Source organism: Tamilnaduibacter salinus, assembly GCF_003096655.1.
In the GTDB taxonomy this organism is placed as follows: domain Bacteria; phylum Pseudomonadota; class Gammaproteobacteria; order Pseudomonadales; family Oleiphilaceae; genus Tamilnaduibacter; species Tamilnaduibacter salinus.
In genome coordinates this window covers 90727-115780 of sequence record NZ_QEKQ01000001.1, presented here as the reverse complement: position 1 = coordinate 115780, position 25054 = coordinate 90727, and the positions used below count along the sequence as shown (strand labels likewise).

Annotated in this window: 18 protein-coding genes; 8 read left to right on the top strand and 10 right to left on the bottom strand. The window is 63.4% G+C overall.

The window, feature by feature from the left end; translation table 11 throughout:
- The first annotated feature begins 12 nt into the window (after window positions 1–12).
- The 3 genes from C8D92_RS00545 (at window position 13) to C8D92_RS00535 (ending at window position 2912) form a co-directional block, all read left to right on the top strand.
- Window positions 13–1116, top strand: coding sequence for a dihydrolipoamide acetyltransferase family protein (locus C8D92_RS00545; RefSeq protein WP_116918336.1), 1104 nt, complete (start codon window positions 13–15; stop codon window positions 1114–1116).
- A 70-nt stretch (window positions 1117–1186) separates the two neighbouring features.
- Window positions 1187–2194: a zinc-dependent alcohol dehydrogenase family protein gene (locus C8D92_RS00540; RefSeq protein WP_116918157.1), complete on the top strand. Its 1008-nt coding sequence runs from the start codon at window positions 1187–1189 to the stop codon at window positions 2192–2194.
- A gap of 184 nt (window positions 2195–2378) precedes the next feature.
- Window positions 2379–2912 (top strand): hypothetical protein, encoded by a 534-nt coding sequence (locus C8D92_RS00535; RefSeq protein ID WP_116918156.1) that lies wholly within the window; start codon window positions 2379–2381, stop codon window positions 2910–2912.
- A 41-nt stretch (window positions 2913–2953) separates the two neighbouring features.
- On the opposite strand, the gene C8D92_RS00530 is transcribed toward C8D92_RS00535, so the two are convergent.
- From C8D92_RS00530 to C8D92_RS00520, 3 genes are read right to left on the bottom strand one after another with little or no spacing between them, the layout of a single operon-like run.
- Window positions 2954–3412, bottom strand: a complete 459-nt coding sequence (locus C8D92_RS00530; RefSeq protein ID WP_116918155.1) for an ATPase — start codon at window positions 3410–3412, stop codon at window positions 2954–2956.
- Window positions 3413–3464: 52 nt separating this feature from the next.
- Window positions 3465–6614, bottom strand: a complete 3150-nt coding sequence (locus C8D92_RS00525) for an efflux RND transporter permease subunit (RefSeq protein ID WP_116918154.1) — start codon at window positions 6612–6614, stop codon at window positions 3465–3467.
- Entirely contained in the window at window positions 6611–7687 is a 1077-nt protein-coding gene (locus C8D92_RS00520) for an efflux RND transporter periplasmic adaptor subunit (RefSeq protein ID WP_165819211.1), read from the bottom strand. The genes C8D92_RS00525 and C8D92_RS00520 overlap by 4 nt, the downstream gene beginning before the upstream one ends.
- Before the next feature lie 225 nt (window positions 7688–7912).
- Here C8D92_RS00520 and C8D92_RS00515 point away from each other — a divergent pair, with 225 nt between their 5' ends.
- The 3 genes from C8D92_RS00515 to C8D92_RS00505 are packed head-to-tail and all read left to right on the top strand — an operon-like array spanning window position 7913 to window position 11974.
- The gene (locus C8D92_RS00515) at window positions 7913–9274 is read left to right on the top strand and encodes a glycine cleavage T C-terminal barrel domain-containing protein (RefSeq protein ID WP_095609801.1); all 1362 of its coding nucleotides are present in this window, start codon (window positions 7913–7915) and stop codon (window positions 9272–9274) included.
- 21 nt (window positions 9275–9295) lie between these two features.
- Window positions 9296–10210 carry a methylenetetrahydrofolate reductase gene (locus C8D92_RS00510; RefSeq protein WP_116918152.1) on the top strand — a complete coding sequence of 305 codons (915 nt, stop codon included), beginning with the start codon at window positions 9296–9298 and terminating at the stop codon, window positions 10208–10210.
- Window positions 10211–10243: 33 nt separating this feature from the next.
- Window positions 10244–11974 (top strand): formate--tetrahydrofolate ligase, encoded by a 1731-nt coding sequence (locus tag C8D92_RS00505; RefSeq protein ID WP_095609803.1) that lies wholly within the window; start codon window positions 10244–10246, stop codon window positions 11972–11974.
- Window positions 11975–11994: 20 nt separating this feature from the next.
- Here C8D92_RS00505 and C8D92_RS00500 read toward each other — a convergent pair whose 3' ends face one another.
- The 6 genes from C8D92_RS00500 to gbdR are packed head-to-tail and all read right to left on the bottom strand — an operon-like array spanning window position 11995 to window position 19151.
- Complete coding sequence (locus C8D92_RS00500) at window positions 11995–12234, bottom strand: formate dehydrogenase subunit delta (protein ID WP_207775090.1); 240 nt, start codon at window positions 12232–12234, stop codon at window positions 11995–11997.
- On the bottom strand, window positions 12231–13064 hold the full coding sequence (gene fdhD, locus C8D92_RS00495; protein ID WP_116918151.1) for a formate dehydrogenase accessory sulfurtransferase FdhD: 834 nt from the start codon (window positions 13062–13064) through the stop codon (window positions 12231–12233). The genes C8D92_RS00500 and fdhD overlap by 4 nt, the downstream gene beginning before the upstream one ends.
- Window positions 13064–15925, bottom strand: a complete 2862-nt coding sequence (fdhF, locus tag C8D92_RS00490) for a formate dehydrogenase subunit alpha (RefSeq protein WP_116918150.1) — start codon at window positions 15923–15925, stop codon at window positions 13064–13066. The genes fdhD and fdhF overlap by 1 nt, the downstream gene beginning before the upstream one ends.
- Window positions 15926–15927: 2 nt before the next feature.
- Window positions 15928–17514: a formate dehydrogenase beta subunit gene (locus C8D92_RS00485; protein WP_116918149.1), complete on the bottom strand. Its 1587-nt coding sequence runs from the start codon at window positions 17512–17514 to the stop codon at window positions 15928–15930.
- Window positions 17511–18008: a formate dehydrogenase subunit gamma gene (locus tag C8D92_RS00480; RefSeq protein WP_116918148.1), complete on the bottom strand. Its 498-nt coding sequence runs from the start codon at window positions 18006–18008 to the stop codon at window positions 17511–17513. The genes C8D92_RS00485 and C8D92_RS00480 overlap by 4 nt, the downstream gene beginning before the upstream one ends.
- Before the next feature lie 12 nt (window positions 18009–18020).
- Window positions 18021–19151 (bottom strand): choline metabolism transcriptional regulator GbdR, encoded by a 1131-nt coding sequence (gene gbdR, locus C8D92_RS00475; protein WP_116918147.1) that lies wholly within the window; start codon window positions 19149–19151, stop codon window positions 18021–18023.
- A gap of 444 nt (window positions 19152–19595) precedes the next feature.
- Here gbdR and C8D92_RS00470 point away from each other — a divergent pair, with 444 nt between their 5' ends.
- On the top strand, window positions 19596–20978 hold the full coding sequence (locus C8D92_RS00470) for an L-serine ammonia-lyase (protein ID WP_116918146.1): 1383 nt from the start codon (window positions 19596–19598) through the stop codon (window positions 20976–20978).
- Between the two features lie 213 nt (window positions 20979–21191).
- Here the strand turns inward: C8D92_RS00470 and C8D92_RS00465 are convergent, their stop codons facing one another.
- Entirely contained in the window at window positions 21192–23762 is a 2571-nt protein-coding gene (locus tag C8D92_RS00465) for a GcvT family protein (protein ID WP_116918145.1), read from the bottom strand.
- A gap of 233 nt (window positions 23763–23995) precedes the next feature.
- On the opposite strand from C8D92_RS00465, the gene lipA reads away from it, so the two are divergent.
- Complete coding sequence (lipA, locus tag C8D92_RS00460; RefSeq protein WP_116918144.1) at window positions 23996–25036, top strand: lipoyl synthase; 1041 nt, start codon at window positions 23996–23998, stop codon at window positions 25034–25036.
- The last annotated feature ends 18 nt before the right edge of the window (window positions 25037–25054 follow it).

Below are 25054 nucleotides of genomic sequence, written 5' to 3'. Positions count from 1 at the left end.
CGGGAGCCGACAATGCCGTACTTCACCCTGCCCGATCTGGGCGAAGGCCTGCAGGAAGCCGAGGTGGTCGAGTGGCAGATCCGGGAGGGCGACACCGTCAACGTCGATGACCCACTGCTCAGTGTCGAGACCGCCAAGGCCATCGTCGACATCCCCGCGCCACAGGACGGCACCATCGCCACGCTGTTCGTCCAGCCCGGGGACATTGTCCATGTGGGCGAGCCACTACTGGCCTTCGAGGGGGACGAGAGCAGTGGCAGTCAGACCGTGGTCGGCAACCTCGAAAGCCGGGAGGGGGACGACAACCGCGACGACTTTGTCGTCGGCGCGGTCACCGACGGACAACCGGGCGTTGCCGCGACCCCGGCCATCCGCGCCCTGGCCCGACACCTGGGGGTCAACCTGGACCGGATCAAAGGCAGTGGTCCGGCCGGCAGCATCACCCTGGACGATGTGCAGCAACACGCCAGCCTGAAACAGAGTCACGGCGACAGTACCCCACTCCGGGGCGTGGCCCGCACCATGGCGAAAACCATGGCCAGCGCCGGGGCACAGGTCGTGCCGGTGAGCCTGTTCGATCAGGTCAGCGTCGCCCATTGGCCGGACGGCACCGACATCACGCTGCGATTGATTCGCGCTATCGTCTCCGGCTGCCAGGCAGAGCCCCAGGTCAACGCCTGGTTCAACGGCGAGCAGCTGAGCCGTCGGATCGTGGACAGGGTGGATCTGGGCATCGCCGTCGATACACCGGACGGTCTTTTTGTCCCCGTCCTGCGGGATGTGGCCAACCGGGACGATGCCGACCTGCGCGACGGCCTCAATCGACTGCGCCGGGACGTGGAAGCACGAAAGATCCCGGCGAAAGAACTCCAGGGCGCCACCCTCAGCCTCAGCAACTTCGGCACCCTCGCCGGGCGCTTTGCCACTCCCGTGGTGGTGCCGCCCCAGGTGGCCATCGTCGGCGCCGGCAAGCGCTTCACCCAGCCGGGCTTTCGCAACGGGGAGGTATTCGAGGATGTGCAGATGCCCCTCTCGCTGACGTTCGATCACCGGGCGCTGAATGGTGGGCAGGCGGCCCGGTTCCTGGGGGCGGTGCTTGCCTCGTTGTCCGAATGATCGCTTGACGCGCCGTTGCTCCGCCTCCAATGATGGCGTCACCATGCCTCACTCGACAGGAGCCACGACGATGAAAGCGATCACCGTCCCCCGCCCCGGCGGTCTCGATGTTCTCCAGGTCAGCGATCACCCCGATCCGGGCGAGCCCGGCACCGGCGAGATCCGCGTCCGCGTGCATGCCAGCTCCCTGAACTTCCATGACTACAGTGTGGTGACCGGCGTAATTCCAAGCGAGGACGGTCGCATTCCCATGTCCGATGGCGCTGGCGTCGTTGATGCGGTTGGCGACGGCGTTGAGGAATTCGCCGTCGGTGATCACGTCGTTTCAACATTCTTTCCACCCTGGCAGGAAGGCGAGCCGCGAGAAGGCACATTCGATGCCGTGCCCGGTGACGGCGTGGACGGCTATGCCCGGGAACAGGTCGTCCGCCCCGCCCACTGGTTCACCCACGCCCCCGAGGGATACAGCCATACCGAGGCCGCCACGCTCACCACCGCGGGTCTGACCGCCTGGCGCGCGCTGGTGGTGGACAACCACATCAAGGCCGGCGACACGATCCTGATTCTTGGCACCGGCGGCGTCTCCATTTTCGCGCTGCAATTCGCCCGCCTGATGGGCGCCCGCGTGATCGCCACGTCCTCATCCGATGAGAAGCTGGCCCGACTGCGTAACCTGGGCGCCGAGCACACCATCAACTACAAGGACGATCCCGACTGGGGCAGGACGGTGAAAAAGCTCACCGATGGCCGTGGAGTGGACCAGATCATCGAAGTGGGCGGACCGGGCACGCTCACCCAGTCCATTGACGCCATCCGCATTGGCGGGCTGATTTCGCTGATCGGCGTGTTGACCGGTACCGGCGGCAATGTGCCCACCGCCAAGTTCATGCGCAAGCAGGCCCGGTTGCAGGGCCTAATGGTGGGCAGCCGCCGCCATCAGATCGAGATGATCCGCGCCATCAATGCCAGCGGCCTGAAACCGGTCATCGACCGCACATTCGGGCTGGAAGAGATCGCTGACGCCTTCCGGCACGAGGAGTCCAACCGGCACTTCGGGAAGATCTGTCTGGCGCTCTGACCGCCTGGCCGAGCGGTTCAAGCACCCTGGCGGCGCCGGGCAGCAAACCGCCACGTCACAACCACAACCTGTGCTGTGATACGGCTAACGGATCATTGAACCGCATCATGTCACATTGTCGTGCGGCACTGCCGCCCCAAACATCACCGCCAAGATCCCCAGTCAACGATAAGGAGATTGCCCCATGACCGAGCCCCTGGCTCCCCACCCGACCGGTCGCCGTATCCCATCTTTCATATCAACGCTGTCGGCCGGGCTGCTTGTGTTGCTTTTGACGGGGTGCGCTGGCGGTCTCATCACCACAACGGCCTATACCACAGCCGGTACCGCGGCAGGGATTCTCTATGAAAAGCGGATGGCATTCCGGGATCAGCTGCACCGGGACTATCAGACCTATCAGAGCCAGTTTGCCGAAGCGGAATGTGATCCAAGCGAGTATGAGATCAGCGACACCATCTATCGCTTCATTGAGAACAGTCCTGGTACCGTGGATGGCTATGCCGAGGCGCAACACATCCTGAAAACCATCTATCACGATGAGACGCACAGCCGGACTGTGCGTGCCCAGGCCCTCTATTACACCGCGCTGACGGAGGTGGAAAAGGAAAATGGATCCCTTGATCAGGCAAGGACCTACCTGCGGCAGCTGAAAGAGGACTTTCCCGGCACACACGATTGCGCGGTCGACACCCTGCTGGATGAAGAAGGCATAATCTGACCGGGACAAACCCAACCTCACGCCCTGTGAGGTTGGGCGACTCAGAGATCCCTCATCCGCCCGATCTGACTGGCCAGGCGCATTGCCTCGTGTTCTTCCATGGCAAGCAGCGACTCCAGCAACTCCCGGACCTCGGGAATGTCCGCCCGGCCGATCAGGACCCGGTACATCGCAATTACCTGATCGTGAAAATCGAAAACCTCCCGGCTGATTTCCTCGAAATCCAGCTCGGAATAATGGGTGTCGCAGGTCCGATGACTGTGCAGTGGATGGTGCGAGAGAAAGTCGTAAACCCGCGTCCCCAGAGCCCCCGGATCACTCTGTTTCTCAAACTCCGCCACCATCTGGTCAAGTTGCGACTCGTGCCTGGCCAGGTAGTCCAACAGCGCCCGCGCTCGCTCGTTCTGGTTCTTCTCCGACGAGGCTCTGAGACTCTCGGACAGGTAGTGGTGAAGGCTGCGGCTCCACTCGATCAGCTCCCCAAAGGTTCGGATCTCCATGTTGGCTCTCCTTTCTGGATTGGCGGGCTCAGGACCATTCTCTAGTGTCTCGTCATGAGTCGGTTTCAGCACCGCGGCCCCGTTCACCGCAACGTCGGTCCCACCAGGCGAGCATAGCGGGCGTAAAGAATAAAGTCAGCGCCGTCGCGAGGACGAGCCCACCGGCAATCGCCGTCGCAAGCTGTATCCAGTACTGCGTGGACGGTGCACCAACGCTCACCGAGCGATCAAAGAAATCCACCGTCACTGCGAATATCATCGGGGTCAGGCCCAGTACGGTGGTCACCACCGTCAGCAGCACCGGCCGAAGCCGCTGCGCTCCTGCTCTGAGCGCCGCATCCGCCGGGTAAAGTCCATCACGGCGGTACTGGTTATAGGTGTCGATCAGTACAATGTTGTTGTTGACGACGACCCCGGCAAGCGCAATCACTCCGATGCCACTCATCACGACGGAAAAGGCTTCGCCCCTCAGAATCAGGGCCAGAAGCACGCCGCCCGTTGAGAACACGATGGCCGACAACACCAGTGACGCCTGAAAGAAGCGATTGAACTGCGTGACCAGTATCAACATCATCAGGACAATGGCGACAACAAAGGCAATCGACAGAAAACGGCTTGCCTCCGCCTGATCCTCCTGCTGACCGGTCAACCGGAGCTGCAATCCCTCCGGCAGCGAATGCTCATCCAGCCACCGGGTCAGAGCATCCACCTGTTGATCCACCAGCACGCCGGCGGCGACGTCCGCCTTGAGCGTGAGTGTGCGACGACCGTCCACACGGCGGATAATGCCGGTATTGTCCGCCGGCTCGAAGTCCACGAAATTCTGGACCGGCACCAGACCGGCCGGGGTCGGCAACCGAAGGTTCACCAGTTGGGAAAGGTGACGCTCATCGAAGGGGAATCGGACACGGATCGGCACTTCCTGCTCGGCATCATCAGGTCGGTACTCGCCCAGCTTCATCCCCCGGGTCAGCATCTGAACCGCGCTACCCAGCAGGCTGATGTCCGCCCCATAACGCGCCGCTTCCCGGTGATCGACTTCGAGCTGAATCTCAACACCCGGTAACGGCCGGTCATCCTCGAGGTCGGTAAAACCGCCAACCACTGCCATGCCCTGACGAATGTGGTCGACCCCCTGCACAAGGGCAGCAGTCGACGCCCCCTCACGCTCACCGTAGACCTCATAGACCACCGGTTTACCCGCGGATGGCCCGCCACTCTGTGTCAGGAACTGGAGTCGAACGCCGGGCAGGTCCTTCAGCCGGTCGCTCAGACCCGCCAGAATCGACTCGGCTGGCGGCCGCTGTTCCCAGTCCACAAACTCCAGCTGAATCACGCCCACCACATCTTCTGCGTAGGCCTGGGACAGGCGCTGCTGTTGCGTGCCAATACTCCGTCCGTAGACGGTTTTGATGTGAGGATGGCCGTAAAGGCGCTGTTCGACTCCGCGCACCAGCGCATCGATTTCCCAGACTGACAGGTCACCCCGGGCCTGCACCTGTATTTGGGCAAACCGTGGCTCCACCTGCGGGAAGAACTCAATGCCACGGCCGAGCTTCGCATAGGCCACATAGAACGCCAACGTCAGAACCATCACCGCCGCCAGTAACTGACCCGGTCGTTCCAGCGCCCGTCGCAACCAGCTCACATAGACCCGGGTACCGCCGGTGAGCGCCTCAAAGCGCCCCGATTCAGCCGCTTTAATCTGACGGACCTGGTTTTGCCGGCTTGAGTTCTCGCTCCGTCCGCTCACCACAGACGCCAGCAGGGGAATAAAGACCAGGGCCATCGCCAGCGACATCAGCAGTGTGATAATGACCGTCAACGGCAGCGACACCATGAACTCGCCCACCATGCCCGGCCAGAACAGCATCGGGAAGAACACCGCCAGCGTTGTCATAACCGAGGCAATAATCGGCCAGGCCATACGCTTAGCCGCTTCGCGATAGGCCGATGACACCCCTTCTGCCAGGTACCGGTCGCCCTGCTCAATCACCACCACCGCGCCATCCACTAGCATGCCGACCACAAGAATCAACGAGAAAAGCACCACGATATTGAGCGTCATACCCAGCGCGTAGAGAACCAGAACCCCTCCGAAGAAGGCACCGGGAATCGCCAGGCCGACGAGCCAGGACGACCGCCCTCCCAGAACAACAACGACGCTGAGCATCACCAGCAGCACGGCTGTAATGACGTTGTTCTCCAGGTCGCCAAGCAGGTCGCGGACATCCCTGGCACTGTCCTGGAGGTAGCTCACGGACACACCGCCCGGCCATTGGCCACCGGCCTCCTCGATCACCTCGCGGGCCGCCGCAACGGTATCAATGATATTGGCCCCGCTGCGCTTGCGAATCTCCAGTGACACAGCGGGCTGACCATTGACCCGTGCAAATCCTTCCGGGTCCTGAAAGGTGCGACGTGCTTCGGCAATATCGCCAAACGTCAGCACCGTTCCCTCCCGGGAGACAACGGGGAGCGCCAGCACATCCTCTGCCGACTCGATCAGCCCGGGCACTTTCAGGGTCATCCTCCCGGCCCCTGTGTCCATGCTGCCTGCCGCCACCAGCTGGTTGTTCCGCTGGATGGCACGGACCAGGTCGGGGTATGGCAGGCGGTAGGTTTCGAGCGTGCGGGGGTCAACCAGCACTTCCAGAAGTTCATCGCGGTACCCGCCGATCTCGACTTCAAGAACACCCGGCAACGCCTCAATCCGATCCCGCAGATCCCGAGCCAGCCGGATCAGCTGGCGCTCCGGTACAGAGCCCGACAATGCGGCTGTCAGCACCGGAAACATGGACAGATCAACCTCGGTGACCTCAGGCTCCCGGGCCCCCTCCGGCAGATCCGGCGTTGCCAGATCCACCTTTTCCCGCACATCCGACCGGGCACGATCCGCATCGAAACCCGCCTGAAAATCCAGGCGAATCAACGCAAAGCCCTCTCCCGCGCTACCCGAGAGGTTATCCAGGCCCTCCACACCGGAAAGCTCCCTTTCCAGCGGCCGAGCCAGCAACCGCTCACTATCCTTCGGGGCGATCCCCGGTTGAACGACCGTCACGAACAGAACGGGCACGTCCACCTCCGGCGCCGCTTCCTTCGGAATGAGGGAGTAGGAAAGGCCACCAGCCAGAAGCAGCCCCAGAAAGACCAACAGGACACTACGAGACCGGTCGAAGAGCGCATCGATGAGTCGATTCACGGCGTCACACCATCCGTTATCCGAACAGGATCACCGTGGCGGACAAATCCCTGTCCGAGAGTGATCAACCGCACCTTCTCCGGCAGACCTTCCACCCAGATCTGATTGGCGGTCGCCTTGACCGGCGTGACCGTTATGAACTGCGCCTGCATTCCCTTCTCACCATCAACGGCGATTTTCACGCCAAGCTGGCCATCGGCATTTCTGGAGACAAGTGCCGGAGAGAGGGCATGAGCGGATACAGTCTCCACCGGAATCGAAACTGTCGCACTGGTACCGGCCGGTAACCGGCCGTCCTGATTCGGCACCTCCACCCGCGCCAGAAATGTGCGGGTGTCCTGATCCGCCACGGACGAAAGATAGGTCACCTTACCGGCCCGTTCGGTTCCATCAACAAAGGTGACATTGGCTGCCATGCCAGTGCTGACCTCCCCAATCCGGTGCTGGGGAATATCAATTTCCGCGCGGAGCGGATCGTTCCGAACGATCTCGGCAACCGGCTCTCCGGCTGTCACGTAATCTCCCTGTCTTGCCAGGCGACGGTTCAGTGTGCCGCTGATCGGCGCTTCGATACGGGTGTGCTCAATATCAAGTTCGATGGACCGAACCCGCGCCCTGGCGGATTCCCGGTCCGCCAGGGCGCGCTCAGCCTGCAACGCCCCCTGAAACCCCTGCTGGGCCAGACGCTGTGCTGCACGATAGTCACTTTCGGCACGCTGGAGGTTGGCCCTGGCCTCGCGCAGGCGCGCCTGACGGTCATTCATATCCAGGCGCGCGATCACCTCACCGGCCTTAACCGGCTGGCCTTCCACTCCCGGCGTTTCAACCACCTCACCGGTCGTCTTGGTGCGCACACGCACCTGCTGTTCGGGCATCATCTGCCCCTGCACCTGCACTGAACGCGCTACTGTCGAAGCCTGGCTGATGCGTACCCCGACAGCCACCTCACGACTCGGTGGGCGGTCTTCGACCGGAGGATCGACTGACTCCCCACTTACCATCCAGGTCAGAAGCAACCCCAGAACCACGCCGATCACGAGCCAGCTTCGGTACCGCAAAATCCAGTTCTTCATTTCTTCCCTCACAGAGCCCGCCTGCCGTCGCATCGTCATCATCGTCCAATGACCGGCCGCCTGCAATGGACTCATCCCACTGCATGGCTGGCCCTCGCCACTTGCCCCCCTGCCGCTTTTAGACCGTTCCTCGTCGTACCGGACTAAGCCGCCATCCCCAAAGCGCGCCACATTAGCGAGTAGGGAAACCCCTGTGACATCCGATCCGATCAGGAGGCGACGACGATGGCGATTCAACTTGAGAAGGCGTTAATGGACTATCCCCAACAGCGTGCCGGCGCCGCACGCTATCCCCAGGGTGTCGATCAGTCTGATCGGCGCGTGCCCATCAACCTGCGTCAGTCCGGGCCGACACCGGTGGAGATGCTGATTTCCACTCGCGTGCGCAAGTCCCCCTACTGGCATCTGGCGGTGGAAGCCGGTTGCTGGCGTGCCACCGTCTACAACCGCATGTATCACCCGCGCGGCTACGTGCGCCCGGAGGACGGCGGCGCGATGGTCGAGTACGAGTCCCTGGTCCATGACGTCACCCTCTGGAACGTGGCCGTCGAGCGCCAGATCCAGGTGAAAGGGCCGGATGCCGAGCGCTTTGTGAACTACGTGATCACCCGGGACGCCACCAAGATCAAGCCGATGCGCGGCAAGTACGTGATCCTCTGCAATGAGGAAGGCGGCATTATCAACGACCCGGTGCTGCTGCGTGTGGCACAGGATGAGTTCTGGTTCTCCCTGTCCGACAGTGATCTCGAGCTGTGGATGCGGGGCGTGAATCTGGGTATGGGGTATGACGTCACCATCGCGGAAATCGATGTGGCGCCTGTCCAGATTCAGGGCCCGAAATCCGAGGCGCTGATGGTGGATCTGTTCGGCCAGGAAGCCGCCGAAATCCCCTACTATGGCCTGATGGCCGGCCAGGTGGCCGGGCATGATGTGATTGTGTCCCAGACCGGCTTCACCGGTGAGAAGGGCTACGAGATCTACCTGAAAGACGCCACCCTGCACGCCGAGGATCTCTGGTACACGGTGCTCAAGGCCGGCGAGAAGCACAACCTGCGGGTGATCGCCCCGGCCCACCACCGGCGCATTGCAGCGGGCATCCTCTCCTGGGGCCAGGACGTGGATCAGGAAACGCTGCCGTTCCAGTGCAACCTGGCCTATCAGGTGCCGCGCAACAAAGAGGCCGACTACATCGGCAAGCAGGCGCTGGAGCGGGTCCGCGAACAGCTGGATGCCGGCAATCCGCCCTTCCGCCAGATCATGGTGGGTCTGCGCTTTGGCGGTTCCCCCGTCACGGACTACGCCAATGACTTCTGGCTGATCAGCGCTGAGGGTCAGGACGAGCCGATCGGCTACGTGACCTCACCCTGGTACTCCCCTGAGCTGGAGACCAACATCGCGCTGGGCTATGTCCCGTTCGAGTACCGCGAGGTCGGCACGCCGCTGACCGTGCACCTGCCGCCGGAGTACGCCGCCGCCGATGGCAGCACCGACGTCAGCGCGGATGTGGTGAACGTGCCCTTCCGTCCGTCCGTGAACCCGAACGCCCGTGAGCGGGCTCGGGCCAAAGGCATCGACTTCGCCGACTGACCGTCGGAAGCGAGGCGTACCATGAAGCTGGTTCATGAACAGGCCCAGGGAACGGACCAGGGGCTGATCCTCCAGGATCTGGCCCGGGAGGCCTCCATTGAAGCCACCCCATCCCAGATCCTGGACACCCACGATGTCGCCGGGCTGTTGCCCGGTGGTACTTCGGTGTATGTGCCCTTCCTGCCCGGCGCGGACTTCCAGCGCACGGTGGATGCCTGTCGCAAACTGATCGGCGACGGCATGCACCCCGTACCCCACGTGCCCGCCCGGGCCGTGGAAAGTCATGACCAGCTTCGGGACTGGCTGGCCGGGCTGACCGAGACTGGCACCCACCGGATCATGCTGATCGCGGGCGACAACGACGCCCCGGCCGGGCCTTTCGACGACACCCTCGGGGTGCTCGAATCCGGCCTGCTCGCCGATCACCGTATCCATCAGGTGGGCATCGCCGGACACCCGGATGGCCACCCGGTGGCAGGCAGCGACCTGATCACCAGTGCCATGGCCCGCAAGCGGGACTATGCCATCGAGACCGGCACCCACATGTGGGTCGTCACGCAGTTCGCGTTCGACTCAGATACCTTCTTCGAGTGGCTGGAGCAGCACTGCGAGGTCATGACTCCAATGCCGGTCTATTTCGGTCTGGCCGGCCCGACCAAACTCACCACCCTGATTGCCTACGCCGCGCGCTGCGGTGTGGGCGTTTCGGCCCGGATGATGAAGCGCCGGCCCTCGGCCGCCCGGCTGCTCACATCCTGGACGCCGGACGGGCTGATGCAGTCGATTGCACAGCACGTCATTGACGAACCGCACTCGTTGCTGGCGGGCATCCACGTCTTTCCGTTTGGGGGGCTGGAGCGATCCGCCCAGTGGCTTCACGGACTGTGCAGTGAGGCGAACGAATTGAACCAGCAACCATCACAGGCCGGCGTGTGACACGCCCCGGACAGAGGAGATAACCGCGTGAGCATGCAAACTCCCGACGTTTCTGCCGTTGAAGCGACCGCCGAAGGCTGGCCACCGCCCGGCACACCCGATATTGAAATCGCCCGGTCGGTGCAGCCGCAATCGATTCTGCTATTGGCGCAACAGCACTTCGGGTTGGCGGCCGACAGTCTGATTCCGTTTGGCCACTACAAGGCCAAGCTGAACATGGACAATTACACGCTGCCCGATCCGTCCCACTACGGCAAGCTGGTGTTGGTGACGGCCGTCAGCCCAACCCCGGCCGGTGAAGGCAAGACCACCACCAGCGTCGGGTTGAACGACGGGCTCAACCAGCTCGGCATCCGCTCGTCCGTCTGCCTGCGCGAGCCCTCTCTGGGGCCGTGTTTCGGTATGAAAGGGGGTGCCGCTGGCGGCGGTCGGTCCCAGGTGATTCCCATGGAGGACATCAACCTTCACTTCAACGGCGATTTCCACGCCATTACCTCGGCTCACAACCTGCTGGCGTCGATACTGGACAATCACATCCACTGGGGCAGCGAATCCGGGCTGGACCCGCGACGAGTCACCTGGCGGCGGGTTCTGGACCTGAACGACCGGTCACTGCGTCACACCATCACCGGCCTGGGTGGTCCGGCTCACGGGACACCGCGCGAGACCGGCTTTGACATCACCGTCGCCTCCGAGCTTATGGCCATCCTGTGCCTTGCCGACGGACTGGCGGATCTCCGGGACCGTCTCAGTCGCATCATCGTCGGCCGCCGCCGTGACGGTTCGCCCGTCACCGTCGGTGACATCGGCGCCGAAGGCGCCATGACCATCCTCCTCAAGGACGCCTTGCAGCCCAACCTGGTACAGAGCCTCGAGCACAATCCGGTGTTCATCCACGGCGGGCCCTTCGCCAACATCGCCCACGGCTGCAACTCGGTGATGGCGACCCGTGCCGCACTGGGCCTGAACGATGTGGTGGTCACCGAGGCCGGTTTCGGTGCGGACCTGGGCGCCGAGAAGTTCATCGATATCAAATGCCGCCAGACCGGACTGCAACCAGATGCGGTGGTTCTGGTCTGCACCGTACGGGCGTTGAAGATGCATGGTGGTGTTGCCAAAAGCCAGCTCGGCAACCCGGACGTGCAGGCGGTACGCGCCGGCGCGGAGAACCTCGCACGCCACATCCGCAACCTGCGCCAGTTCGGCCTGTCACCGGTGGTGTCCATCAATCGCTTTCCGACCGACAGCGAGGAGGAACTCGCCGCCGTTCAGGCCATTTCCGCCGAATGGGGCGCTCGGGCCGTCGTCTCCAGCCACTGGGCCGATGGCTCCGCCGGCGCCACCGATCTCGCCCAGGCGGTGCAGGACCAGCTCAACGACGGGACGCCCGAGTGTCAGTTCCTGTACCGGGACGAGGATTCTCTGTCGGACAAGATCCACACCATTGCCACCCGGCTCTACGATGCTGCGGGTGTCGAGTTTTCCACCGAGGCACGTCGACAGATCGAGGAGTACGAGCAACTCGGCTTTGGTCACCTGCCGGTGTGCATCGCCAAGACCCAGTACAGCTTCTCCGCCGATCCGAAGCAGCTCGGTGCCCCCTCCGGCCATACCCTGCCCGTGCGGGAAGTGCGACTGGCCGCCGGCGCCGGCTTCGTGGTGGTGGTCTGCGGCGACGTCATGACCATGCCCGGCCTGCCAAGGCACCCAGCAGCGCTGGACATGGGGCTGAACGAGAAAGGTCAGGTGTTCGGGCTGGTGTGAGCCAGCCCAAATAGTTCAACCTACCCCGCTCTCTGGCGCCGGGCCTCCAGGCGCCGGATCACTTCCTGAGCCGTGTCGCTCAGCCCCTCACCGCCCTCGTGGAGATGCGCGATGATCGCGCTCTTCATGGGGCGCGCCCAGAATTTGTGAAGGTGGGTTTCGGCGGTGGCGATGACCTGCTCGCGGTCCTCCTGACCCGGGCAGTTGTCCACGATCTGGTTGACCATGGTGATCATGTGATCGAGCTGGGTCGTGCTCATGATGCCCCTCCTGCATAGACCACCTGCCGGCCACGCCGGGCAAAGCCGATCAGGTTGAGCCCGGTCTGCTTCGCTTGCCGGATGGCCAGTGCCGTGACGCCGGAAATCGTGACCAGTGTGCCCAGGTGGGCCTGGGCGGCTTTGGCCACCATCTCGTGGCTGCCGCGGCTGGAGACCAGCGCAAAGCCCCCCGACGTCTCGACATCCTGGGCCGCAAGCGCGCCGATCAGCTTGTCGAGTGCGTTGTGTCGGCCGACATCCTCCCGCAGCATCCGCACCTCGCCCTGCGAATCGCACCAGCAGGCGGCGTGAATGGTGCCGGTCATCTGTTGCAGGCGCTGGTGCTGGTCAAGGTGGGTCAGCGCCCGCTGAACGACGGCCGCCTCAGCCACGGCGACCGGCGCCGACACGGGCAGGGCCGGCAGGGCCGCTTCCAGGGTTTCCCGACCGCAGAGTCCACAGCCGGTGCGACCGGCGAGGCTGCGACGCTGTCGTTTCAGTGCGTCCATGCAGGCACCATGGATGTGGCACTGCAGCTCAATGCCAGTCTCGCCGTAATCGTCCACGTCCACCGCGAACAGATCTTCCGGTCCCGTGATCAGCCCTTCGGTCAGGCTGAAACCCAGCGCGAAATCGGCCAGATCCGCCGGCGTCGCCATCATGACCGCATGGGAAATGCCGTTAAAGACCAGCGCCACAGCCGTTTCTTCGGACACCGAATCCGGCACCGTCCGCTCCGACCAGCCATCATCGTGGCGCTCGCGAACCGTCACCCGGGCGGACTGATAGCCCGGGTGTGATTCGTCTTGATGACGGTCATGCCAAACCATCACTCATCTTCCGGCACAGCGAGGGACCCGGTCAGGAAGGCCCTCTGCTGGCGATCATCCGCCTCATGGCGCTGTTGCCAGCGGGAGGGCTGATGCACTTTCTCCACCTGCACGGCCGTCACCTTGTATTCCGGGCAGTTGGTCGCCCAGTCGGAATTGTCGGTGGTAATGACGTTCGCACCGCTGACCGGGTGATGGAAGGTGGTATAGACCACGCCCGGCGGCATGCGCTCGCTGACCACGGCATGGAGGACAGTGCTGCCGGTCCGGCTGGTAATGCCCACCCAATCACCGTCACGGATGCCCCGGTCCTCGGCGTCCTGCGGGTGCAGGTCCAGCACATCCTCGGCGTGCCAGGTGTCGTTGCGGGTGCGCCGGGTCTGGGCGCCAACGTTGTACTGGCTGAGAATGCGCCCGGTGGTCAGCAGCAGTGGATAGCGGCTGTTGGAACGCTCGGTGGTGGGCACGTACTCGGTCACCGCGAAACGCCCCAGCCCGATCGGGAAGTCGGTCTCGTGCATGATGGGCGTGCCCTCGGGGTGTTCGTCGTTGCAGGGCCACTGGATACTGCCCAGCCGGTCGATCTTCTCGAAACTGACGCCCCGGAACGTCGGTGTCAGCCGGGCAATCTCGTCCATGATCTCGGACGGATGGCTGTAATGCATCGGATAGCCCAGCGCATTGGACAGGTCCTGGGTGATCTCCCAGTCCGCCTTGCCCGCCAGTGGCGTCATCGCCTGACGCACGCGGTTGATGCGGCGCTCGGCGTTGGTGAAGGTGCCGTCCTTCTCCAAGAAGGATGAACCCGGCAACAGCACATGGGCGAACTTGGCGGTTTCGTTCAGGAACAGGTCCTGGACAATCAGGCAATCCAGCGAGCGCAGCGCCGCCTCCACATGCTGGGTATTGGGATCGGACTGGGCGATGTCCTCGCCCTGGACATACAGGCCCCGGAAATCGCCGTCGATGGCCGCATCCAGCATGTTGGGAATGCGCAGCCCCGCCTCGTCGTCGATGGTGACGCCCCAGTCCAGCTCGAACGAGTGGCGTACGTCCTCGAGGCCAACGTGCTGATAGCCGGGCAGCTCGTGGGGGAAGGAACCCATGTCGCAGGAGCCCTGGACGTTGTTCTGGCCCCGCAGCGGGTTCACCCCCACACCTTCGCGACCGATATTACCGGTGGCCATGGCCAGATTGGCGATGCCCATCACCATGGTGGAACCCTGGCTGTGCTCGGACACGCCCAGACCGTAGTAAATCGACGCGTTACCGGCGGTTCCGAATAGCCGTGCTGCTTCGCGCAGGCGATCCGCCGGGACGCCGGTCTCGGATTCCGTCGCCTCCGGCGAATGCCGTTCTTCGCTGATGAACCGCCGCCAGCGCTGGAAGGCGTCCGGATCGCAACGCTGGTCGATGAAGGCCTGGTCTTCCAGCCCTTCGGTGACCACGACATGGGCCATGGCGTTGATCAGCGCCACGTTGGTGCCCGGTTTCAGAGGCAGGTGCAGCCCCGGATCGGCGTGGGGCGTGTGCAGCAGGTCGATCGCCCGCGGATCGGCCACGATCAGTGTTGCGCCCTGGCGCAGGCGGCGGCGCACCTGCGAGGCAAACACCGGATGGGCATCCGTGGGGTTCGCCCCGATCACCAGAATCACGTCCGAATGCATCACCGAATCGAACGTCTGGGTGCCGGCGGATTCGCCCAGCGTCATCTTGAGGCCATAGCCGGTCGGCGAATGACAGACCCGCGCGCAGGTGTCCGTGTTGTTGTTGCCAAAGCCGGCCCGGACCAGCTTCTGGACCAGGTAGGTTTCCTCGTTGGTGCAGCGCGAGGAGGTGATGCCCCCAATGCTCTCACGACCGTGTTCGGCCTGGATGGCCTTCAGTCGCCGGGCGGCGAAGTCGATGGCCTCTTCCCAGCCCACTTCCCGCCAGGGTTCGTCGATGTGGTTGCGAATCATCGGCGTCGTCAGGCGGTCCGGGTGCGTGGCATACCCGAACGCGAAACGCCCTTTCACGCAGGAGTGACCGTGGTTTGCGTGGCCGTCCTGATCCGGCACCATCCGGATCAGTCGCTCGCCCTTCATTTCCGCCTTGAACGAGCAGCCCACGCCGCAGTAGGCACAAGTGGTGCGCACACTGTGATCCGGCAGCCCCTCCTCGATGATGCTCTTCTCCAGCAGCGCGTCGGTGGGGCAGGCCTGAACGCAGGCGCCGCAGGAAACGCATTCGGAATCGATGAAGTCGTCATCCTGGCTGGCCGCCACCGTGGAATCAAAACCACGCCCCTGGATGGTCAGCGCGAAGGTGCCCTGCACTTCATCACAGGCGCGCACGCACCGGGAGCAGACGATGCACTTGGCTGGGTCGAACTGGAAATAGGGGTTGGAGTCGTCCACCTCGGCATCCAGATGGTTTCTGCCCTCAAAGCCATAGCGGACGGTTTCCAGCCCTACCTGCGCCACGCGGTCCTGCAGCTCGCAATCACTGCGGTCGGAGCGGGAGAGGTACTCAGGCGGATGATCGGACATGTACAGTTCCATCACCTGCCGTCGCAGCCGCTGCACCCGTTCCGTGTCGGTACGGACCGTCATCCCCTCCGCCACGGGCGTTGTGCAGGCAGCCGGGGTACCACGCTTGCCCTCAATCGCCACCAGGCACAGCCGACAGGAGCCAAACGCCTCCAGCGATTCGGTGGCGCAGAGCTTGGGAATAGAAATACCCGCCAGCGCCGCCGCCCGCATGACCGAAGTGCCTTCGGGCACCGTCACCGACTGCCCGTCAATCGTAAGCCGGACCTGCTCGGTTGATTCAACCGGCGGCGTGCCGGCGTCCGTCGCGGGATCAAAATAGCCCAACATGGTTAGCCTCCCCCAGCGTGCGCGGTGGGTGCCGGGCGCTGGAAGTCCTCGGGAAAGTGTTGCAGGGCGCTGCGGACCGGGTTCGGGGTCATCCCGCCCATAGCGCAGAGCGACCCCTGCTCCATGGTCTCGCACAGATCGTCCAGCAGGGTGAGATTGGTGTCCCGCTCCTGATTGGCGATGATGCGGTCGATCACTTCCACACCCCGGACCGCACCGATCCGGCAGGGCGTGCATTTGCCACAGGACTCGTCCTCGCAGAAGTGCATGGCGAACCGCGCCTGAGCGGCCATATCGACCGACTCGTCAAACACGACGATGCCGCCGTGCCCGATCATGCCGCCCACTTCGGAAAAGCCCTCGTAATCCATCGGCTCGTCCCAGTGGGATTCGGGCAGATAGCTGCCCAGTGGCCCTCCCACCTGTACAGCGCGCATCCGGGCACCGGACGCCGTTCCGCCACCGAAGTCCTCCAGCAGCGTCCGGAGCGTGACCCCAAAGGCCAGCTCCACCAACCCACCTCGCGCTATATTGCCGGCGAGCTGGAAAGGCTGAGTGCCCCTGGAGCGACCCATGCCGTAGTCGGCATAGGACCGGGCACCTTCTCGCAGGATGAAGGGAACGGAAGCCAGCGTCAGCACGTTGTTGATGACCGTCGGCTGGCCGAACAGCCCCCGATGCGCCGGCAACGGCGGTTTCACGCGGACCATGCCACGTTTGCCTTCCAGGCTGTCCAGCATCGAGGTTTCTTCGCCGCAGATGTAGGCACCAGCACCCAGTCGCACGGACAGGTGAAACGCCCGACCGGAACCGCAGACCGATTCCCCCAGATACCCTGCCGATTCAGCGCGTTGGAGCGCCTCGTTCAGGATGCCGGCGGCATTTGGGTACTCGGAACGCAGGTAGATGAATCCGCGGGTCGCCCCCACCGCCAGACCGGCGATCACCATGCCCTCGATCAGGCAGTACGGGTCCCCCTCCATGAGCATCCGGTCGGCAAAGGTGCCCGCATCGCCCTCATCGGCGTTGCAGGCAATGAACTTCTGGCCGGACCAGTGGCTGCCGGGCCGCTCAGGGTCCGCCTCCAGCACAGTCCGCCACTTGGTGCCGGCGGGAAACGCGGCCCCACCCCGCCCCCGAAGTCCGGATTCGGTCACGGCGTCAACAATTGCTTCCGGCGCCATCGCAAGAGCGGCTTCAAGGCCCTGCCAACCGCCGGATGCCCGGTAGTCCTCCAGCGAAACCGGATCAATCACCCCGGTTCGCGCGAAGGTCAGTCGTTGCTGGTCCCGAAGATAGGGAATGGACTCGGTCAGCCCCTGGCAGAGGGGATGATCCGGCTGCCCGCCAAGCATGCCGGCGTCCAGCAGACCTGGGACATCATCGGGCGTCACAGGGCCGTAGGCCATTCGCCCGTCTGGCGTGTCGACTTCCACAAGCGGCTCCAGCCAGAACAGCCCCCGGGAGCCGTTGCGAACCAGGTCGACCGGCTGCCCCCGGTGCGCCGCCCCGGTCTGCAGGCGTTCAGCAACCGCATCCGCCTCCAGGGCAAGCGCGGTGGTATCACGGGGCACGTACACCGTCGTCATCCCTCACCTCCGGCGGGCTGGATTGTCAGGGGCACCGTGGCGATGCCATCCAGCAGACGGTCCATTCGCTGCGGCGTCACCCGGCCGATGATGCGGTCGTCAAGCCGGACACTCGGCCCGGTCGCGCAGTTCCCCAGACAATAGACCTGTTCGAGCGTGATGTCCCCATCCAACGTGGTCTGGTGATAGCCGACACCCAGGCGCTGCTGCGTATGGGCTTCCAGTTCGCGGCATCCGCGAGCCTGGCAGGCTTCCGCGCCGCAGATCTGCAGCACGTGACGACCGGCGGGTTCGGAGCGGAACTCATGGTAGAAACTCATGACCCCATGCACATCGGCACGGGTCATGTTGAGCGCCCGGGCAATCCGGGGAACGGACGATGGTGGAATGTAGCCGAGTTGGTCCTGAATGGCGTGGAGGATCGGGAGCAACGCTCCCGGCTCGTCCACCCAGTCGTCGATGGCTCGCCGGGTAATGGCTTCCAGATCCGTCATGAGCGCCTCCGTCTAGACCAGTCCGCCAGTGCCCACCGATTCCTGTGTGGACGATGGTGCCGTGAACACCCCGTAGGTGGGCTCCGCCTGAGCCCGCTGTAACGCCTCGCGGGCAGATGAGCGAGGCTGATGCTCGACCTCGTCGGTTTGGTGGATCGTATACACCGCCGCCCGGGCCGCTTTGGGGGCCGTGCCCATGTATTTGCGATAGCAGCGACTGAAGTGGGTCGCGGAGACGAACCCACACATGGAGGCAATATCCACAATCGAGCAGGACGTCTGTTTGAGCAGTTGCCGGGCCCTGTCCAGGCGCAGCTTCAGGTAATAGCGGGACGGCGTACAGCCCAGATGCTTGAGGAACAGCCGCTCAAGCTGACGCCGGGAAATACCGGCCAGTTCGGCCAGCTCGCGCAGCTCCACCGGTTCCTCGATGTTCGCTTCCATCAGTTGCGCCACTTCCGCCAGCTTGGGTTGGGCGGCAACCAACTGCTTGCGCAGCGGGACCGGCTGTTCCTCGCTGTCCTCACGCTGGCGATCGCAGACGAACATGTCGGAAATGGCATTCGCGAGGGATTGGCCGTGACGACGGGCCAACAGGGTGAGCATCATGTGCATCGGCACGTTGCCGCCGGTACAGGTCAGCCGGTCGCGGTCGAGGGTGTACAGACGATTGTTGCACCGTACCTGACTGAAACGCTCGCGCAGCGCCGCAAGACTTTCCCAGTGGGCACTGCAGGCGTAACCATCCAGCAGACCCGCACTGGCCAGCACGTAGGCGCCGGTGCAGAGGGCACCCAGAACCACGTTCCGACGGGCCTGGCCCCGAAGCCACTGGACTTCACGGCTGGAGAAGCTCTGGGTGACATTGACACCACCGACAACAATGATGAGGTCGTACTCCCCGCTGTCGTCGATGCCTGCGTCCGGCACGACCGTCATGCCGTCACTGGCACGGGCCGTCTGACCGTCTGCTGACAGCAACTGCCAGTTGTAGAGTTCCCGCCCCATCAACTGGTTCGCCATCCGCAACGGCTCGATCGCCGTCGCCAGAGCCACCAGCGTGAAATTGTCGATGAGCAGAAAGCCAACCCGATAAGGCCGATCACCGGTCTGATAGGTTGGAGCGTTAATGGATTCGATCATGGCGCACGCCCTCCGGTACGCAATGTGTCGGAATCTGCCAAGGATTCCCGATCGGGCCCCACACGCTCCACTTCTTTAAGGGGCCCTTGGTGATTAATTGACCACGATTGGCCTTCGGTGACAATAGGTCGCCGATGAATGGCACGGTAATGCCCTGCATGAACCGCGCCCTAACACCCTCGCCAGGCCCTTCAATACCGTGCGTCTTGGGACAAGTCTATGACGCTGATGTCGAACCGGGTTATCCAGAAGCGACACAACAGAACAGCACAACGGTCCACACGCGACATCCCCTCAACCGCCCTTGCGGCGGCACGGCACCCCTGTCGTAAATCAGTCACCGGATGTCGTCCGCGAGCGGGTGTGACGCGCAAAAGGCGCTCAGAATGACGGTATGAATAATACCTGCCGACATCCGGCACGGACCGGAAGGAGTGTGGGTTCATGGCCATCAGTCTGTTCGACATGTTTCGCATCGGTATCGGACCATCCAGTTCGCATACGGTGGGTCCGATGGAAGCGGCCTGCCGCTTTGCCGACCGGCTCGACACCCAGGACGACCTGGAACGCACGGCGCGGGTTCATGTGTCTCTATACGGGTCGCTGGGTGCCACCGGCAAGGGGCATGGCACCGGGCCGGCCGTCATCATGGGGCTGGAAGGGTTCCGTCCGGATGGCATCGACCCGTTGGAGATGGCACACCGACTGGAAACCGTCCGCGAGACCCGACGGCTGTCGCTGGGGGGCTGGCACCCGGTTCATTTCAACGAACGCCGGGACCTCACCTACTACCGTCGCCGGACCCTCCCGTTCCACCCCAACGGCATGACCTGCTCGGCCTGGGACGAGGACGGCAACCTGTTGTGCGAGCGGACCTACTATTCCGTCGGCGGCGGTTTCGTCGTGGACGACAACGCCACCGGCGCGGACCGGATCGTCGAAGACGATACCGACCTGCCTTACCCGTTCCATACGGCGGATGCCCTGCTCAGCACCTGTGAAGAGCACCAGCTCAATATCCACGAACTCATGCTGGCCAACGAGCAGACCTGGCGCCCGGAGTCAGCCATTCGGGATGAGATTCTGAGGATCTGGCAGGTAATGCAGGAATGCGTCGACAACGGGATTCAACATGACGGGGAGCTTCCGGGAGGCCTGAAAGTCCGGCGCCGCGCCGCCTCACTCTACCGCTCGCTGCAGGAAAAACAGCAGGTCGCCCTGATTGCCCCGGGAATGAGCGCCCTGGACTGGGTCAACCTCTATGCCCTGGCGGTGAACGAAGAGAACGCGGCCGGTGGCCGCGTCGTGACCGCGCCAACCAACGGCGCAGCGGGCATCATCCCCGCCGTGCTCCACTACTACGCCCACTTCTGCCAGGGCGCGGACGATGACGGGATCGTCCGTTTCTTTCTCACTGCTGGCGCCATCGGTATTCTGTTCAAGGAGAACGCTTCCATATCAGGGGCCGAGGTGGGCTGCCAGGGTGAGGTTGGGTCGGCCTGCGCCATGGCCGCGGCCGGGCTGGTCGCCGCCACCGGAGGCAGCCCCCGGCAGGCGGAGAATGCCGCCGAAATCGGCCTGGAACACCACCTGGGCATGACCTGCGACCCGGTTGGCGGCCTGGTCCAGATTCCCTGCATCGAGCGCAACGCCATGGCGTCAGTCAAGGCCATCGACGCTGCCCTCATGGCCATGCGCGGCGATGGCAAGCACTACGTCTCCCTCGACAAGGCCCTCAAAACCATGCGCGACACCGGCAAGGACATGCTGGACAAGTACAAGGAGACATCGCGTGGGGGGTTGGCGGTGAACATTATCGAATGCTGACGATGGGATTCGCCGCGGACAGAACGATCAGTAATTGCCACGGAAGGACACAGAAAATGGAAATGTGACCACTCCGAGTCACACCCCCTGTGATGAGGAGGGCCTACGCCTACGAACTGCCACACCGCTTTCAACATCCCTGTTCTTTATTCTTCCGTGTTTTTCAGTGGTTTCCGTGGCCTATTCTTTCTTCCGCGTCTTTCCGCGGCTCACTCAGGATTTCACCCGTTCATTGTCGGGATCGAACAGCGCCCGGTACCCCACCGCTTCGATGCGGATCGGGTAGTGTTCGCCGTAGTACTCCAGTGTCAGCGTGCGGCCCTCTTCCGCGTATTCCTTCGGGATGTAGCCCAGCAGAATGGTTTCGCCAACCGAGGGGCCGTAGGCGACGCTGGTGTTGTACGAACGCCGGCCGAGACTGTCCACCAGAACCTCGCCGTCTGGCGCGTCCAGAATCGGCCACTGACCGACCGGGTAGCGGGCGACGCCTTTGCTGTCGACGTTCTCCCGGAGCGTCATCGTGCAGAGGTAGGCGGGCTGTTCGTCACGCCCGCGCTGCGCCACATAGGCCGCCTTGCCGTGGAAATCCGCTTCCTTGACCTTGGGTCGCGCCAGGCCGGCTTCGTAGAGGTTGTACTCGGTTTCCAAATCGACGTTCTGCAACCTCAGGCTGTTCTCCAGTCGGCGGCTGTTGGCATAGGTCTCGATGCCGACTGGGACCACTCCCTCGTCGTACAGCAGGTCCCAGAGTTTGAGGCCATAGCTGAATGGCAGGTGCAGTTCCCAGCCCTGTTCGCCGACATAGGAAATGCGGAAGGCCCAGATGGGAATGCCCTGAACCCAGATGTCCTTGGCCGTGGCAAAGGGGAAGTTCTCCCGGGACAGTACTTCCGGGTCATCCATTAACCGGCCAAGCGTCTCACGCGCCTGCGGGCCCCAGAGCCCCAGCGTGGCAATGTGGTCCGTGCGATCATCGATTCGGATACGCTCAAACCCCTTGTCCTCGGCCATCCGGCGGATGAAGCAGTAGTCCCGGTAACCGGTATCGCCACCGCAGATCGCGCGCCAGGCCTGTTCACCCGTCCGGATGATGGTCAGGTCCGAATGGATACCACCCCGCTCAGTGAGGAAGTGGGTGTAGACCCCCTTACCCACCGGTGTGGTTCCGCCCACTTTGGCAACCGACAGATACTCCATCAGCCCTTCGGCATCCTCGCCTTCAATGTCGAAGATCGCGAAGTGGGACAGGTTGATCATGCCCACACCGTCGCTCATGGCGAGCTGCTCGGCATTGGAGACTTCCCAGAAGTGCCGGCCGTCCCACTCGTTTTCGCGCACCGGAATGCGGTCGCGGTACCGGGCGAGTAGCGTTTCCTCATTGACCTGGTAGCCGTGGGCCCGCTCCCAGCCGGCTGCTTCCATGAAATAGCCACCCAGTTCCACCTCACGGAGGTAGAACGGGCTCACCCGCATGCGACGTCCAGTCATATACGGCTCGCGGGGATGAACAGCCGGTGTGTAGATTTTCTTGGCCGTTTCGTAGCAGCGGTCGTAGACGTACTTCGAGGTTTTCTGCACCGGATAGTGCCGGGCAATGTCGATGCTGTGGGGGTCCATCTCGGGATGGCCATCGGTCATCCAGTCGGCCAGCACCTTGCCGGCGCCCGGGCCGTCCTTCACCCACACCGCTTCGCAGAACCACAGGTTGCGCGCGTCCGGGGATTCGCCCATCAGCGTGCCGCCATCCGGGGTCACGGACAGCAGACCGTTGAAGGAGTGCTTTTCCTCCCAGCCCAGCTCGCCCAGTACCGGTGTCATTTCGATGGCCTTTTCATAGGCATTCATCACCTGATCCAGGCTCAGATCCCGCATCGACGGAGACAGGCGCGCCTCGCCCGGTTCGGCAATGTCCCAGGGCGGCACCAGCCGAGGGTCCTCGTGCTCGTAATACCCCCACTCAATGCGGCCACCTTCCGTCGTGGTTGGGTCGCCGGTGTCCCGCACATAGGCCGAGTTGCCCTGGTCGCGGAACAGCGGGTAGACGATCTGTTCACCGGTGCCTTCCAGCGGACCATAGGGTCCGAAGAACAGCAGCGGGTGTTCAACCGGCATCAGCGGCAGCGGTGAGCCCGCCGTGTTGGCCATCAGTGGGCCCCAGATGCCCATGGACAGCACCACATACTCTGTGGCGATATAGCCCTTGGCGGTCTCGACGCCGCGGACCTTTCCGTTCTGGACATCAATCCGCGTGGCCGGTGTGTTCGCGAAGGCCTGCAGCTTGCCAGTGGCCACCGCCTCCTCGACGAGATCGCCTGCCACCTTCTGGGACCGGGGCACGACCAGTCCCGCATCCGGATCCCACATGGCCCCCTGAATCTGCGTCTCATCCACCAGCGGGAACAGTTCCTTGGCCTCCTTCGGCGAGATGATGCGAGCGTTGGTGCCAAATGCCTTGCCGGAGCCCACCTTGCGGATCAGTTCCTCCATGCGCTCGTCATCGTCCACCCGCGCCACCTCCATGCCGCCCTTCCGGACATAGTTGCCACGGGCCGCATAGAAGTCCCTGCTGTATGTGGTTGTGAATACGTTGAGCTTGTCGTGGGAGGTATTAAAGACGAAATCCGACGCGTGGGATGTGGAGCTGATGTCGGAAGGAATCGCCGATTTTTCCAGACCGACAATGTTCTCCCATCCCCGCTCAATCAGGTGGTGAGCCGCCGAGGCCCCCACGATGCCACCCTGTCCGATGATGACCACATCCGCGCTGTCCGGTAGTTTTGCCATAACCGCCACCTGTGCCAGAAACGTTCACTGCGATGGGGACCCGGTGTCCCGCCTCTCCCTCACAATGTGGCGAGGTTTGCGGATCACTGCCTCGTTGGATACGACACCGAGTCGTCCAAAAGCGGCATCCCATACGCACTACTTAAAGAAGCCTCTTCGACTTTTATCGCCTTGTAAGCGCCCCCGCCGTTCTTTAACCTTGACCCATATCACACCGAGAAGGCAGGTGACCCATGACAGACGATGCGGGCGCACGCATCAGCAGCGGCTCCAAGTACCGCAGTGAACTCGGCTTTTCCGCCATCAAGGACGGCGTCAAACGCTCCCGGCAGGACGAGTCGACGTCCTCCCGGCCCCGCAAACCCTCCTGGCTGCGGGCGCGTATGCCGGGCGGCGAACGCTATGACGCCGTCAAGCGCAACGTTCAGGAACACCGCCTGAGCACGGTCTGCGAGGAATCCCACTGCCCCAACATCGGCGAATGCTGGAACAACGGCACCGCGACCATCATGGTGATGGGATCGGTCTGTACCCGCGCGTGCCGTTTCTGCGCCGTGGACACGGGCAACCCGAAGGGCTGGCTGGATTCCGATGAGCCCGCTAACACGGCGCATTCCGTCGAGGTCATGGGGTTGCGCTATATCGTGCTCACGTCCGTGGACCGCGATGATCTGGAGGATGGCGGCGCCGGCCACTATGCCGACTGTGTCCGGGCCATCAAAGAACGCACGCCACAGGTGGCCGTCGAGGCCCTGACGCCGGATTTCGACGCCGTTCCCGAGTACGTCGAGCGGGTCGTCGATTCCGGCCTGGACGTGTTTGCCCAGAACGTCGAGACGGTCCGCCGGCTGACTCACCCGGTGCGGGACCCACGCGCGGGCTACGACAAGACCCTGTCCGTGCTGGCACACGCGAAAAAGCACCGGCCGGACGTGATCACCAAAACCAGCCTCATGCTGGGCCTTGGAGAGACCGAAGACGAAATCCTCGAGACCATGGACGATCTGCGTGCCATCGGAGTGGACATCGTCACTCTCGGTCAATACCTGCAGCCCACCGCCAACCACCTGCCGGTCGAGCGGTATGTGACGCCGGAGGAATTCAACCGCTATCGGGAGCTGGGGCTGGAAAAGGGCTTCATGGAAGTACCGTCCGGCCCGCTGGTCCGCTCCAGCTACCGGGCTGACCGGGTGTTCGAACAGAACAACCTCGGGCTCGACATGCCCGCCGTGCCGGACGCAACCAACCGGATTCCTCTCAAGGCCGTGGACTAAGGTCCGATTCCCGTCCCG